The sequence below is a fragment of the Amycolatopsis sulphurea genome, assembly GCF_002564045.1.
Lineage (GTDB): Bacteria > Actinomycetota > Actinomycetes > Mycobacteriales > Pseudonocardiaceae > Amycolatopsis > Amycolatopsis sulphurea.
The window spans coordinates 2,851,700-2,865,592 of sequence record NZ_PDJK01000002.1; the positions used below are offsets into that span (position 1 = coordinate 2,851,700).

Annotated in this window: 13 protein-coding genes; 5 read left to right on the top strand and 8 right to left on the bottom strand. The window is 69.0% G+C overall.

The window, feature by feature from the left end:
- Nucleotides 1–13 precede the first annotated feature (13 nt).
- From ATK36_RS19085 to ATK36_RS19095, 3 genes are all read right to left on the bottom strand, one after another.
- On the bottom strand, nucleotides 14–1,279 hold the full coding sequence (locus ATK36_RS19085) for an MFS transporter (RefSeq protein WP_098512787.1): 1,266 nt from the start codon (nucleotides 1,277–1,279) through the stop codon (nucleotides 14–16).
- Between the two features lie 2,087 nt (nucleotides 1,280–3,366).
- Nucleotides 3,367–4,041, bottom strand: coding sequence for a Crp/Fnr family transcriptional regulator (locus tag ATK36_RS19090; protein WP_003081747.1), 675 nt, complete (start codon nucleotides 4,039–4,041; stop codon nucleotides 3,367–3,369).
- A gap of 158 nt (nucleotides 4,042–4,199) precedes the next feature.
- Nucleotides 4,200–4,451 carry a hypothetical protein gene (locus ATK36_RS19095; protein ID WP_098512788.1) on the bottom strand — a complete coding sequence of 84 codons (252 nt, stop codon included), beginning with the start codon at nucleotides 4,449–4,451 and terminating at the stop codon, nucleotides 4,200–4,202.
- Nucleotides 4,452–4,669: 218 nt separating this feature from the next.
- Between ATK36_RS19095 and nth the strand changes: the two genes are divergently transcribed.
- From nth to ATK36_RS19115, 4 genes are read left to right on the top strand one after another with little or no spacing between them, the layout of a single operon-like run.
- A complete protein-coding gene (gene nth / locus ATK36_RS19100; protein WP_098512789.1) occupies nucleotides 4,670–5,353 on the top strand; it encodes an endonuclease III in 684 nt (227 codons plus the stop codon).
- Complete coding sequence (locus ATK36_RS19105; protein ID WP_098512790.1) at nucleotides 5,350–5,949, top strand: TlpA family protein disulfide reductase; 600 nt, start codon at nucleotides 5,350–5,352, stop codon at nucleotides 5,947–5,949. Before nth ends, ATK36_RS19105 begins: the two co-directional genes overlap by 4 nt.
- A complete protein-coding gene (locus ATK36_RS19110; RefSeq protein WP_098512791.1) occupies nucleotides 5,946–6,662 on the top strand; it encodes an NUDIX hydrolase in 717 nt (238 codons plus the stop codon). Before ATK36_RS19105 ends, ATK36_RS19110 begins: the two co-directional genes overlap by 4 nt.
- Complete coding sequence (locus tag ATK36_RS19115) at nucleotides 6,659–7,846, top strand: MarP family serine protease (RefSeq protein WP_098512792.1); 1,188 nt, start codon at nucleotides 6,659–6,661, stop codon at nucleotides 7,844–7,846. Before ATK36_RS19110 ends, ATK36_RS19115 begins: the two co-directional genes overlap by 4 nt.
- A 79-nt stretch (nucleotides 7,847–7,925) precedes the next feature.
- On the opposite strand, the gene ATK36_RS19120 is transcribed toward ATK36_RS19115, so the two are convergent.
- From ATK36_RS19120 to nhaA, 3 genes are read right to left on the bottom strand one after another with little or no spacing between them, the layout of a single operon-like run.
- On the bottom strand, nucleotides 7,926–8,858 hold the full coding sequence (locus ATK36_RS19120) for an alpha/beta fold hydrolase (protein WP_098515001.1): 933 nt from the start codon (nucleotides 8,856–8,858) through the stop codon (nucleotides 7,926–7,928).
- A 32-nt stretch (nucleotides 8,859–8,890) separates the two neighbouring features.
- A complete protein-coding gene (locus ATK36_RS19125) occupies nucleotides 8,891–9,388 on the bottom strand; it encodes a phage holin family protein (protein WP_098512793.1) in 498 nt (165 codons plus the stop codon).
- 59 nt (nucleotides 9,389–9,447) lie between these two features.
- On the bottom strand, nucleotides 9,448–10,635 hold the full coding sequence (nhaA, locus tag ATK36_RS19130; protein WP_098512794.1) for a Na+/H+ antiporter NhaA: 1,188 nt from the start codon (nucleotides 10,633–10,635) through the stop codon (nucleotides 9,448–9,450).
- 311 nt (nucleotides 10,636–10,946) lie between these two features.
- On the opposite strand from nhaA, the gene ATK36_RS19135 reads away from it, so the two are divergent.
- Complete coding sequence (locus ATK36_RS19135; RefSeq protein WP_098512795.1) at nucleotides 10,947–12,404, top strand: peptide MFS transporter; 1,458 nt, start codon at nucleotides 10,947–10,949, stop codon at nucleotides 12,402–12,404.
- Here the strand turns inward: ATK36_RS19135 and ATK36_RS19140 are convergent.
- Together ATK36_RS19140 and ATK36_RS19145 are read right to left on the bottom strand one after the other, a co-directional pair.
- Entirely contained in the window at nucleotides 12,401–13,129 is a 729-nt protein-coding gene (locus ATK36_RS19140; protein ID WP_098512796.1) for a VIT1/CCC1 transporter family protein, read from the bottom strand. The two genes, ATK36_RS19135 and ATK36_RS19140, sit on opposite strands and share 4 nt — an antisense overlap.
- A 204-nt stretch (nucleotides 13,130–13,333) precedes the next feature.
- Nucleotides 13,334–13,828 (bottom strand): DUF6319 family protein, encoded by a 495-nt coding sequence (locus ATK36_RS19145; RefSeq protein ID WP_098512797.1) that lies wholly within the window; start codon nucleotides 13,826–13,828, stop codon nucleotides 13,334–13,336.
- Between the last annotated feature and the right edge of the window lie 65 nt (nucleotides 13,829–13,893).

Genomic DNA, 13,893 nt, shown 5'->3' on the forward strand with positions numbered 1-13,893 from the left:
ACCAATACTCCGCTCAGCCTCCGGTGGCGACCAGTTCGCCGCTGGGCGAACCGGCCGCCGCCGACGTCGGCCGCACCGTCTCGCGCAGAAGCCACACGAGCACGGACAGGGCCACCCCGGCCACCCCACCGGCAAGGAACGCGACACCGATCCCAAAGTGCTCGACCAGGTATCCGCTCATCGACTGCCCGGCAGCGAGCCCCAGCGTGACCGCAGTCAGTACCCAGCCGAACGCTTCGGCCGCCGTGCCCGGCGGTGCCACGGCCTCGATCACCGCGGAGTGCGTAGTCGACTGCGGCGTGATCATCGCCCCCGCCAGCAGCATCACCAATGCCAGCGCCCACAACGACGACGGCAGCGCGAGCAACGCCACGAACGCACCGAAGCCGCTCAACAGGACCGGCAGTCGCAAGTTGAGTGCCCGTGGCCACGGGCGCAAGCTGTACGTCACGCCGAAGGCGACTGAGCTGATTGACCACGCAGACAGCAGTAGTCCGCTGAAGGACGTATGCCCGGCTTCTGTCGCTGCGGCGGGCACGGCGACCTCGACGAAGCCGATCACGAGGCCGAAGCCCAACGCCGCCAGCGCGAGCGTGCGCATGCCCGACCCGGCCAGCGCGCCGAGCAAGGGCTTCTTCGCGTGCGGAGCGCGACCCCACGCGCGTACGACAGGGCTCAACGCGAACAGTATCGCCCCGATGACCATCGTCGCGGCCCCGACGACCATGCCGGTGCCCGGCCACGGAGCGGTGATCAACAGGCCCGCGATGCCCGGCCCGAGGATGAAGAAGACCTCCATGCTGATGGCTTCGTAGGACAGCGCGGCGTTACGCGCCTGCCCTGCCGGTAGCAGCTTCGTCCAGAGCGCGCGCGAGGCGGAGCCGACCATCGGTTCCGACAGTCCCGTCGCGGCAGACAGCGCTACCAATACGAAGGTGGACGCGTGCGCCTCGATCGCGACGGCGAGCGCAGTCATCGACAGCGTCAGCAACGCGGCTACAACCAGCAGGGGGCGCGTCGGCCCGAAGCGGTCGATCAGTCGTCCCTGGATCACCGCGCCGAGCGAGACGCCTGCGAGGGCGCTGGCGGAAACCAGCCCTGCGTCGGCGAACGAGCCGGTCTCGCGCTGTACGTAAAGCAGCGCCGAGATACCGACCATCGCGATCGGCAGCCGGGCCAGCGCCGAGGCTACGGCCGGACCTCGTGCGCCGGGTGCGGTCAGGGCGGCACGGTAGTCAGCGAGCGTGGTGCGGCCTTCGAGGTGAGCAGACTGGGACACACGTACCAGTCTGCCATAAACTGGTACGTTGGTACCAGTAAAGTGCCGGTCACGTGCGTCACCTTTGTGCCTGACGTGTGAAGTCTGCGCGCGACTCGTGTCCTGTCGTGCAGGAAGAAATGGCGTCGGTGCTGCGAGGCGAATCACTGAGGCGACCGTCGGGTGTGCAGGTGATCGCGGTTGATTCGGAACTCGGCCGGGACCGTGTGCCGATTGGGGATTTTGTTCCGTAAGAACAGCTTTTGGCATAGGCGGATGTGGCGATCGAGGTGGCTGCGCGCACATCCGGTGCTCGGCTCGTTGTCGTTCTGTCGGCGGAAAAACTCGTGACGGGCCCGCTGTCGCGGAGTACCGTGAAGGTTCTCGGACGTAGTCCAGCCGCATCGTCGGCCGGCGATGCTCAGCTCTCTCTGCAGGGCTTGAAACGCCGGTTGTGGGGGCGGCTGGTCTCGATCCGGTAACGGCAGATGGATTTTCGATGAACTGGTGCAACTAATCCGCGGAGTCGGCGTCCTTGAGGGTGAATGGCCTTGAATTCGTGGGTAGCGGCCATGATGGTTGTACAACAGCACAGCACCCAGCTCCCTCCGGCATAAGGGTCGGGGCCTGGTCCGGAGGGCGGGGAGCGCGGGTCGTCGGGGGATGATCCGCGCACAGGCAAGGAGCCGGTGCGCCACGTCGGGGGTGGCGCCCGGCTCCTTGTCATTTTCCGCTCCGGGAGCCGGAGTGCGGGAAGGACACGGTGGGGCCGGGCAGATGCCGCACGTGTGGGGGACGAGGTCTCCGCGATCGGGGAAATCTCGGGTGTGGTCGTCACTGTGCGGGTTCGGCGGGGTGCCGGTGAGAAGGCGCAGGGCGTGGGGGAAATGCCGGGGCTGGGATGTCGGGGCAGGGAAATGTGGGGGCTGGGGATGTGGGGCGCGGAGCCCGGCTGAAGGCAGCGGCCGGGTGAGGAGAGTCTCTTGGGGGCTGATCCGGACGGTGGGGGCTGGCGTGCTCCACCTAAAAGAACCCGGACCGGGACTTGATCGGTGGGGGCGGCTGATCAGGACGGTGTGGGCAGGGCGGGACCGGTAGGTCTGGCAGCACGAAGCTGCGCGGCATGAGTGTCGGCCGACGCCCTCTGCTGCAACGGGATGCGCGTCGTTGGCCAGCGGGCCGTGTGCAGGGAAGTCGGCAGGGAGGACATGGCCGGTGTTGACGGCTGAGCGTGTCGGCTGGTGAGGAGAATGGTGGTCGGCTGTGTCTTTGGTGAGGCCGGGGTCGGTAGTCGAGTGCAGTGCCGTCGGTGCGGGGAGGAAGCCCGGGGCTGGCGGCTGAGCGCAGTGCAGTGCGGTCGGCTGGAGGAAGTGGTTCGAGTTGGCATAGGCCGAGCCTGGTGCCGTGGGAGGAAGCGTCCAAAGTCGACGGCCAAGCACGGTGTCGTCCGCATGATTCGCCGACAGGATCGCAGGGCGAAACCTCGGAGTTCACTGATGGTTACCGCCAATGTGGCGAGCGGCCCGGTGATGTCCAGAGGTGACCCGCATGGCGAGTACGCAAAGTGACGGTTGTTGCCGGTCAATACCGGAGTGCCCGGGCAACCCCGCCGAGTACGGGCAGCTTTGCCTTTGCCCGGGCGAACGTCTCCGCCGGGCAAACGTCGCCCCGTGCGGCCTCGCTCCGGGCGAACCCCGCGCCGAGCAGACGCCCGCCAGGCCAAACGCTGTGCTGGGCAAGTCCGTCAGGTATCCGCGGGAGACCCCGCCCCGGACCCCAGGATCCTTGCCGGGCGCGGCCCCCACGGGAGCCCTTCTGGGCGTGACGCCGGGAACCAGCCCGGCAACCGCGGGAAACCAGCCGGGCGCCAGGGGAAAACCCAGCCGGGCGAACCCAGCCGGGCGCCGGGGGGAAACCCAGCCGGCGCCGGGGGGAAACCCAGCCGGGCGCCGGGAAACCCAGCTGGGGAACATCCTCGGGAAACCCAGCCGGGAGCACCCACAGGAAACCAGCCAGACACCCGCCGGGACCCCGAAGGGCCCGCCCCAGACAAGCCAAAGGCCACCCCCACCCGCACGAGACGGTGGGAGTGGCCTTCGGGGAATACGTCAGCGGGCGCGGCGGGCCAGCCGCTCCGGGTCCAGGATCAGTACGCTCTTGCCTTCCAGCCGGAGCCAGCCGCGGTGGGCGAAGTCGGCGAGTGCCTTGTTCACGGTCTCGCGGGAGGCGCCCACGTACTGGGCGATCTCCTCCTGGGTGAGGTCGTGCGTCACGCGCAGCAGGCCGGCTTCCTGGCTGCCGAAGCGCTGGGCCAGCTGCAGCAGCGCGCGGGCCACGCGGCCGGGCACGTCCGTGAAGATCAGCTCGGCGACCATGTTGTTCGTGCGGCGCAGGCGGCGGGCCACCACGCGCAGCAGCTGCTCGGCGATCTCCGGGCGGGTCGAGATCCACTGGCGCAGCGCCGGGCGGTCCATCGTGACCGCGCGGACCTCGGTGACCGTCGTCGCGCTCGAGGTGCGGGGGCCGGGGTCGAAAATGGACAGCTCGCCGAACATGTCGGACGGGCCGAAGATGCCGAGCAGGTTCTCCCGGCCGTCCGGCGACTTGCGGCCGATCTTCACCTTGCCGGACTGGATGATGTACAGCTTGTCGCCCGGTTCGCCCTCGTTGAAGATGACGTGGCCGCGGGGGAACTCCACGGATTCCAAGGTCTGGGCCAGCGCCTCCGCCGCTGCCGGCTCCACACCCTGGAAAATGCCCGCACGGGCCAGGGTTTCGTCCACCTCGGGTGCCTCCTCGTCGAGAAACGAGCACTGCCTCCGCACACCGGAGGCAGTGTCGCCGATCACTTTCGCGTCAGTCTAGGGTCTACCGGCAAGATCGCCCGTCGGCTCGCCGAGCGAAGCCGGCGGCCGGGGATGACCTCGTCCGACTGAGCAGCCTAACTCCGCACGCGCCGCGCGCGTAGCCTGGCTGCCCGTCCGCCCAGCCGACGTAGCCTGAACAGCTCCAGTGCCCGGCCGATCCCGTGCCCGTAGAGCGCCCGGACCTCGTTCGGCTGCGCCTTCTCCAGGAACTCCTCGACCTCGTTCTCCTGCACCGCGACATGCTTGAGCCGAGTCTCCACCCGCTCCATGAAAAGCGCGAAGAACATGATCACCAGGGGGACCAAGATCACGAACCAGACGGTCATGCGACACATCCGTCAAACACAGTCATGGACTCCAGATCCTCGCTCATGGCGGACGTGCGCCAAGGTGGTGTTCTGGCGGGTCGGCCGCCCACCATCGGGTGCTCCGACCGGCTCGTCCGACCCGCCCGTAGGCTATCGGGGTGCCACCAGCTGCCCCGAACGCCCCCCGCAAGGGTGGCGCCGAAAGCCGGCTTGCCCTCGTAAGACGCGCCCGGCGGATGAAACGTTGCCTGGACGAGGTATATCCGGACGCGAAAGCCGAGCTGGATTTCACGAATCCGCTGGAACTGCTGGTCGCGGTGGTGCTGTCCGCGCAGACCACGGACGTGCGGGTGAACCTGGTCACGCCGGCATTGTTCGCGAAGTACCGCACCGCCGCCGGCTACGCCGCGGCTGACCGCGCCGAGCTGGAGGAGTTCCTGCGCCCGACCGGGTTCTTCCGGGCCAAGGCCAGCTCGCTGCTGGGGCTCGGCGCGGCGCTCGTCGAGCGGTTCGACGGCGAGGTGCCGCGCAAGCTGGAGCAACTGGTCACCCTCCCGGGCGTGGGCCGCAAGACCGCGAACGTGGTGCTCGGCAACGCCTTCGACGTGCCGGGCATCACAGTGGACACCCACTTCGGCCGGCTCGTGCGCCGGTGGGGCTGGACCACCGAGGAGGACCCGGTCAAGGTCGAGCACGCGGTCGGCGAGCTGATTCCACGCAAGGAGTGGACGATGCTGTCCCACCGCGTGATCTTCCACGGCCGCCGGGTCTGCCACGCACGCAAACCGGCATGCGGGGCCTGTCCGCTGCGCAAGGACTGCCCGTCGTTCGGTGCTGGGCCGACGGAGTTCGAAATCGCCGCGAAGCTGGTCAAGGGCGAGGAGCGCGACCACATTCTCGAGTTGGCGGCGCGCGGGTGACCACTGCCACGAAGTGGGCCTTGGGCGTCGCGGTACTCGCTGTCGCTGCGTTGGTCGCGGTGCTGACCCTGCGTGGCGACGGCAAGTCCGCGCCGGCCGCGACCGGGGATCTCGCGGCGGTACGGGCGCAGGCGAAACTGAGTCCTTGCCCGCCTCCCAGCGGAAAGCCGGTCGCTCAGGCTCAGGGCATCCAGGCCGACTGCCTCGGCGATGGCGCGCGCGTCGACGTCGCCAAGGTGCTCGGCGGTGCGCCCACGTTGGTCAACGTGTGGGCCTCGTGGTGCCAGCCGTGCCGTACGGAGCTGCCGGTGTTGCAGCGCTACGCGGACGAGCCGGGCGCGGTACGCGTACTCGGCGTACAGGTCGCGAGTCCCGCTGAAGACGGCCTCGGCCTCCTGACGAAGCTTGGCGTGCACCTGCCGTCGCTCTATGACGGTGGTGGCCAGACCGGTCCGATCCGCGCCGCGTTGAAGGTGCCGTCGGCGTTGCCCGCTTCGTACCTCGTCACCGCGGATGGACAGGTCCGGTTCATCGCCACTCCACGGTTGTTCGACAGCACCGAGCAGGTGCGTGCCGCTGTGAAGGACTCCTCGTGACCGGACCGCTCGTCGAACCCGAGGCCGTACCGGCTTGGCTGCGGCCCCTGGTGAAGGTGTCCGCGGACGTGGACAGCCGCACGTTCACCCGGTTCAGCCCGCCCGAGGATCTGCTCACCCGGGCCGCCGCGGTGCTCATCCTGTTCGGCGAACGGCCGGACGGGCCGGACGTGCTGCTCATCCGCCGGGCCGAGACGCTCGGCTCGCACGCTGGCCAGGTGGCCTTCCCCGGCGGCGGCGCCGAAGACGGCGACGGTGGGCCGGTCGGTACGGCGCTGCGTGAGGCGGAGGAGGAGACCGGCGTCGACCCGTCCGGCGTGCTGCCGGTCGCGGTGCTGCCGGAGCTGTACGTGCCGGTCTCGCGGTTCGCCGTCACGCCGGTGCTGGCGTATTGGCACGAGCCTTCGCCGGTACGCGCGGTCGATCCGGGCGAGACCGCTGCGGTCGCCCGAGTGTCGCTGGCTGACCTGGCCGACCCGGCCAACCGGTTCCGCGTGAGCCGGGAGGGTACGTCGTGGAAGGGGCCGGCCTTCGACGTCGACGGCCTGTTCGTGTGGGGTTTCACCGCCGGGCTGCTGTCGGTGCTGCTTTCCCTCGGTGGCTGGGAACGGGAGTGGGAGACCGGCGACGTACGGGACCTTGACGTAGCGTGGGCCGAACACCATGCCCGGCATACGGCACTGGGCGGCGCGGGCGAGGAGGGACGCCGGTGAACTGGGTCGACGTCGTGGTGCTGGTGCTCGCACTGGTGGCGGCCGTGTCCGGCGCGTTCCAGGGCGTGATCGTGGCGCTGCCCGCGCTGATCGGTGTCGGGCTCGGCGCGGTGGGCGGGGTGAAACTCGCGCCGTTCGTGATCGAGCTGTTCGACAACCCGGTGGCGAAGGTCGCGTTCGCGTTCGCCGTGGTGGTGTTCCTGATCGTGCTAGGCGAGACGCTCGGTGTGTGGGCTGGGCGGAAGCTGCGGAACAAGATCAACCCGGACCGGCTGTCCGCGATCGACAAGACGCTCGGCGCGATCGTGCAGGGCGCGGCGGTGTTCATCGTGGCGTGGCTGGTGGCGAACCCGCTCACCACGGTGTCCGCGGTGCCGGGACTGGCGAAGTCGATCAACTCCTCGGTGGTGCTCGGCAAGGTCAACGACCTGATGCCGTCGGAAGCGCAGGGGTTGCCGAGCGATCTGCGCAAGCTGCTGGACGCGTCCGGGTTCCCGTCCGTGCTGGCGCCGTTCGAGAAGGCGCCCGCGGTGGACACGCCGCCGCCGGACACCTCGTCCGCCAACGTTTCCGCGGTCGCGCGCCGGGTGCACCCGAGCGTGGTCAAGATCCGCGGCAGCGCGCCGTCGTGCTCGCGTTCGCTGGAGGGCAGTGGCTTCGTGATCGCGCCGCAGCGCGTGATGACGAACGCGCACGTGGTCGCCGGGACCGACGAAGTCGGTATCGAGTCCAGTGAGGGCGATTACCGGGCACGGGTCGTGTACTTCGATCCTGGGGTGGACATCGCCGTGCTGGCAGTACCCGGGTTGCGCGCGCCGGTGCTGCCGTTCGCTCCGGAGACCGCGAAGGCGGGCGACAACGCTGTAGTGCTCGGTTACCCGCTCGACGGCCCGTACACCTCGACTGCGGCCCGGATCCGGCAGCGGATCAACTTGCGTGGCCCGGACATCTACGACGCCAACACCGTGCAGCGCGATGTGTTCACCGTCCGTGGCACCGTCCGCAGCGGAAACTCCGGCGGCCCGATGATCACGCCGGACGGAGAGGTGATCGGGGTCGTGTTCGGTGCGGCGGTCGAGGATCAGGACACCGGGTTCACGCTGACCGCCGAGCAGGTCCGCGCGGAGGTCGACGCGGCCCCGTCGCAGACCAGCCGGGTGGCCACCGGCGCCTGCGCTGCTTGAGTCCCGGGAAATGCCGTGAAGGGGCCCTTCACGGACTCTGAATCCGTGAAGGGGCCCTTCACAGCTTTGCGGTCGGCGGTCAGCGCACGAAGTCGATGAGGGATTCGGTGACCCGCTCCGGGACTTCCAGGTGCGGGAAGTGCCCGACCTCCGGCCAGATCTGCGGGGCCTGGTGCGGCCCCGCCCAGTGCACCGACGTCAGCGCGGTTTCCGGGAGGATGCAGGTGTCCTCCGCGCCGTGCAGTTGCAGCAACGGGGCGGTCACCCGGCGCCCGACCGCCTCGGTGAATCGGCGGCCGTCGCCGCGGAACTGCGCGCGGAAGGCCCAGCGGTAGTACTCCAACGCGGAATGCGCGACCCCGGGTACGAGCATTGCCTGCCGGAACGCGGGCACGGTCTCGGCGAACTCCCGGGTGTCGCGCCAGCGTGCGCCGGACCAGTCGGAGAAGAGCGTCTCGACGTTGGCCGCGCTGTCTCGGACGAGCCATTTCTCCGGCGCCATCGGGACCTGGAAACGGAACAGGTGCCCGGTCGCCCGTGCTTGTCCGCGTGCGGGGCGCAAAGCCGAGCGTTTCACCGCGGACTTGAGCGCCAGCGGATGCGCGCCGCCCACGGACGTCACCGAGGCGACCAGCCGCGGGTGCAACGCCGCGACGGTCCACGCGAGCATTCCGCCCCAGGCGTGTCCGACGAGGTGTGCCCGGCGGGCGCCGAGGGCCTTGATCAGGCCACCGACGTCGCCGGCCAGCGTCCACGCGTCGTAGCCGCGCGGTGGTTTGTCCGAGTCGCCGTAGCCGCGCAGGTCCACCGCGACCGCGCGGAAGCCTGCCTCGGCCATCGCGGGCAGCTGGTGGTGCCAGGCCCACCAGTACTCGGCGAAGCCGTGCAGGAACAGCACCAGCGGTCCCTCGCCGCACTCTGCGACGTGCAGCCGGATGCCGTTCGCCGAGACGTCGCGGTGCACCCATGGGCCTTCGGCCCGCACGATCGACGGGTCCGGGGTCAGCTCCAGCACCTGCTCCGCCTCAGCCCGCCCGGCCGCGGTCAGGCTTGGGTGGCGGGCAGGTCGTCTTCGGCGGCCTTACGCGGCTTGAGTGCCGCGGCGGTCTCCTTGACACTGCCGATAGTGCGTTCCGGGGCGCGTAGCTTCTTCACCTTGCGCCAGCCGAGGAACGCGGTCAGCGCCGTGGTCAGCAGCATCAGGCCGAATACGGTGAGGAACGCGGGCCAGCGGACACCCCACCAGTCGGACAGGATCTCCGCGACGAACAGGAACAGGAAGTAGGAACTGTAGAGCCCCACCGCGAGCGCGATGAGGAAGAAGACCGCGCCCTTGAGCGCCTTCTTCATCTCGGCGACCAGCTCCGACTTCGCCAGTTCCACCTCGGCCCGGACCAGCGTCGACAGGTGCTGGGTGGCGTCGCCGACCAGCCTGCCGATGGATTGCTCGCTCGCCGCGGCCTCCTCATCGCTGGACAGGGGCAGGTACGGCACGGCCCCCACGCCGTCGGGGCTGGTGCGCTCGTGTTTGGGGCTGCTCACCGGGTCATCGTGCCACGTGGTCGTTCTCCGGGCGCGACGGACCGGCGGGAGTGTCGTGATCAGTCCACCGGCGCGTGCGCCCGGCTGCGCCGCAGCAGCAGCGCGGCCGAGCCCAGCGAAGCCACCACCGATCCGATCAGCACCGCCGCCTTGGCCAGCTCGCTGGTCTCTTCGGGCAGCGCCAGTTCGGCTATCAGCAGGCTCACCGTGAACCCGACGCCGCCCAGCAGCGCCAGCGCGCTCAGGTCGCGCCAGCCCATGCCGCGGGGCTTCTCCGCTATCCGCAGCTTCACCGCCAGCATGCTCGCGCCGAGGATGCCCACGAACTTCCCGCCGACGAGTCCGAAAAGGACGGCCAGCGGCAACGCCGTGGTGAACACCTGCGCCAGTGCGTCGCCGTTCACCGAAATCCCCGCGGCGAACAAGGCGAACATCGGTACCGCGACCGCGGCCGACCACGGCTGCAGCCGGTGTTCCAGCCGGACCGCGGGAGCTTCGTCCTCGCCCTCGTCCGGGCGGACCCGGGTGAGCAGGCCGAGCAGGACGCCGGCGATCGTCGCGTGCACCCCGGCGGAATGCACCGCGACCCAGGTGACCAGCGCGAGCGGGACGTACAGCCAGGACGCGCGCACGTGTTTGTGCTGGAGGAACGCGTACAGCGCGAGCGCGAGCACCGCGACTCCGGCGGCGATCAGGTCGAACCCGCTGGTGAAGACGATCGCGATGATCAGGATGGCGCCGAGATCGTCCACCACGGCCAGGGAAAGCAGGAACACCCGCGCGCTGCTGGGCAGGTTCGACGCGGTCAGCGCGAGTACGCCGAGCGCGAACGCGATGTCGGTGGCCACCGGGATCGCCCAGGCCCGGTCCATGCCCGGCGTGCCTGCCCCGATCGTGATCGCGACCAGCGCGGGCACCAGCATTCCGCCGGCCGCGGCGAGCACCGGCAGGATCGCCTGCTTGAGCCGGGACAGCTCGCCCACCACGAGTTCCCGCTTGAGTTCCAGCCCGGCGACGAAGAAGAACAGCGCGAGCAGCCCGTCCTTCGCCCAGTCGCCGACGGTGAGGTTCAAGTGCAGGAACTCCGGGCCGAGCCGGACGTCGCGCAGCGCTTCGTAAGTACCGCGCAGCGGCGAGTTCGCCCAGACGAGCGCCACCGCGGTGGCGGCGAGCAGGATCAGCCCGCCGGTGGTCTCGGTGCGCAGGTAGCGGGTGAACTCGGCGACGGCGCGGCGCGGTGCGATCATGGGCAAACCTCCGGGAGGGGTCGACGAAACCTCTTGCCGACCAGGCTTCCCGGCACACCGATAGGCCATTCTACCGGCCGGTACGCCGCAGCGCAGTGGCCTGCGTTACCGAACGTGAAACGGATAGGTCATCCACCGGGACACCGGGCCGAGCCGAAGGGCCTCCTGTTCCGCTGCCCATGCTGCTCGACGGTCTGCGCCGAACGGCTGAGCAAGTCACCTGCCGACGCCGGTTCCTCGTTCACCTGTTCTCCTTCTAGCATGCGAAACAAACACGACAACGTTGTCCCAGCGCAAGGAACGAGACAGGTGTGAGCAGCTCTACCGAAGTCCAGCAGGACACGAGGTTCTTCGGTCACCCGCGGGGACTGGCGAACCTCTTCGGCGTCGAGATGTGGGAGCGCTTCTCCTACTACGGGATGCAGGGCATCCTCGCCATCTACCTTTACTACCAGGCGAGCCAGGGTGGGCTCGGAATCGACCAGAGTGCCGCGGTCGGCATCGTCGGCGCCTACGGCGGCACGGTGTATCTGTCCACTGTGGTCGGCGCCTGGATCGCGGACCGGCTGCTCGGCTCCGAACGGACCTTGTTCTACAGCGCGATCATCGTGATGATCGGGCACATCGCGCTGGCCGTGCTGCCCGGGATGGCCGGCGTCGGAGTCGGCCTCGCCTGCGTGGCGCTCGGTTCCGGTGGGCTGAAGGGCAACGCCACCTCGGTGGTCGGCACGCTCTACGCCGAAGGCGACGAACGGCGCGACGCCGGCTTCACGATCTTCTACATGGGCGTCAACCTCGGCGGGTTCATCGGCCCGCTGCTGACCGGGCTCGCCCAGCAGAACCTCGGATTCCACTTCGGCTTCGGGCTCGCCGCGATCGGCATGGCGCTCGGCCTGATCCAGTACACGCTCGGCCGCAAGAATCTCGGCGAAAAGGCCTCCGAGGTGCCGAATCCGCTGCCCTCCTCGCAGCGGATGGTCCCGATCGTGGTCGCCGTGGTGCTCGTCGCCGCGATCGTCGTACTGATCACCTCCGGGGTGATCACCGCGGAGAACCTCGCCGATGTGGTGATCTACATCGTGGTGGTGATCTCGGTGGGGTACTTCGTGGTCATCCTGACCAGCAAGAAGATCACCGCCGACGAGCGCAGCCGGGTGTTCTCGTTCATCCCGATGTACCTCGCCAGTGCCGCGTTCTTCTCCCTCTACCAGCAGCAGTCGACGGTCGTGGCGATCTACAGCGACCAGCGGCTGGACCGGAACCTGTTCGGCTGGGAGATGCCGGTGTCCTGGGTCAACTCGATCAACCCGGTGTTCGTCATCGTGTTCGCCCCGATCGTCGCGGCGATCTGGACCAAGCTCGGCCCGCGGCAGCCGTCCACGCCGATGAAGTTCGTGTTCGGCACGGTGCTGATGGGCTTGGCGTTCCTGCTGTTCCTGCCGATGACCGGGACCGGCGAGAACGGCAGCCCGCTGATCGCGCTGGCCGGCATCCTGTTCGTGTTCACCGCCGGTGAGCTGATGCTCTCGCCGGTCGGGCTGTCGCTGTCCACGAAGCTCGCGCCGGAGAAGTTCCGTACGCAGATGGTGGCGCTGAACTTCCTGTCCGTGTCACTGGGTACGGCGCTGTCGGGCAAGCTCGCGGAGTCCTACGACGTGCACAACGAAACGCCGTACTTCAGCATCATCGGCGGTGTCGCGGTCGCGGTCGGGCTGCTGTTGTTCGCCTGCCTTCCGTTCGTGCGCAAGCTGATGAAGGGCGTGCACTAACCGACGGTGGTGCCGAAGGCCACGCCGACGAAGTAAGTGACGAGCATGGTGAGGGCGCCGACACCCACGTTGCGGACGATCGCCCGCCCTGCCTTCGCGTTGCCGAGTCTCGCGCTGACGAACCCGGTCAGCGCGAGGCCTGCCACCACCGCCAGCGCGCAGGCCCACACGCGCACGCTGACCGTCGTCCAGGCGATCGCCAGCAACGGCAGCAGCGCGCCGGCCGTGAACGCGACGAGCGAAGCCCACGCGGCCTGCCATGGACTGGTCAGGTTGTCCGGATCGATGCCGAGCTCCGCCTCGGCGTGCGCCTGCAGGGCGTCCTTGCGGGTCAGTTCCCGCGCCACTTGCCCGGCCAGCTCGGGGGAGAGGCCCTTCTCCTGGTAGATCTGCGCCAGCTCGTGTTCCTCGGCCTCGGGCATGGTTTTCAGTTCGTGCTTCTCCAGCCGCAGCAGGGCTTGTTCGGTGTCCCGCTGGGTACTCACGCTCACGTATTCCCCACCGGCCATGGAAAACGCGCCGGCGACCAGCCCGGCAATTCCCGCGGTGAGGATCGCGGTACTGCTCGTGGTGGCCCCGGCGACCCCGACCACGATGCCGGCCACCGACACGATCCCGTCGTTCGCCCCGAGAACTCCGGCGCGCAACCAGTTCAGCTTGCCGCCGAGGTCCTCGTGCGGCTCGTGGGGATCGTGCTCGCCGAGCTGCCGCTGCGTTTCGGTCACAATGGCCAGTGAAGCACGAAGATTGTGCTCACGCGATACTCGGCGGAATTATTGCCAGGGGGAGTTAAGAAAGGCAAACCTCACTGTGTGATGCCTTTCCTGAGCTGATCTTATTGTGGCGAGTGGAATTGTGGTTTCGGCTCGCCGAGGGTATGAGAAACGCCCGGCGGTACCGGACCGCCGGGCGTTCCCTCGTCGGATGGTTCAGACGTCCAGCTCGGCGAGCGCCGCCTTGGCCGCTTCGAGCTCGGCCTCCAGCTGCGCCACCTTCGCCGCCTGCGCCGCACGGGCGGCGTTGATGACCTCGTCGATCGGGCCGGACAGGTCCTCGTGCAGCTCCTTCGCCGCCCGCGACACCGCGGCGGCCGGGATTTCCAGGCCCTTCGCGACCCACTTGCTGCCGTTCTTCAGCTCGGCCTGCCACTCCCCGTCGGCGGTGCCGGTAACGGTGAGCGTGAGCTCCACGGTGCGGGTCTTCTTCGCCGTCGACGGCGTGGCCTTCGGACGGCCGCGCTTCGGCTTGGGCGATTCGACGACGGGCTGGTCGGGCGGGGTGTCCCCGGACTCGCCGGTGGAGTCCTGCTCCGCGGGCGACGGTGCGGCGACCGGCTCGGTGACCTGCGGAGCTTCGGCGGCCGGCGACGCCGCCGCCGTCCCGGCCGCAGCGGTTTCGTCCTGCGTCACGGCTTCCACGGACATTCGTGTCGTCTCCTTGCCCGGTTCTGGGGTGGGTACGCGGGCATCGTAGAACATGCGTTCGATGG

Bases quoted from the DNA above. Each gene is read 5' to 3' on its own strand.
- nhaA (WP_098512794.1), bottom strand. From the start codon at position 10,635: ATGATCGCACCGCGCCGCGCCGTCGCCGAGTTCACCCGCTACCTGCGC.
- ATK36_RS19095 (WP_098512788.1), bottom strand. From the start codon at position 4,451: ATGACCGTCTGGTTCGTGATCTTGGTCCCCCTGGTGATCATGTTCTTC.
- ATK36_RS19145 (WP_098512797.1), bottom strand. From the start codon at position 13,828: ATGTCCGTGGAAGCCGTGACGCAGGACGAAACCGCTGCGGCCGGGACG.
- nth (WP_098512789.1), top strand. From the start codon at position 4,670: ATGAAACGTTGCCTGGACGAGGTATATCCGGACGCGAAAGCCGAGCTG.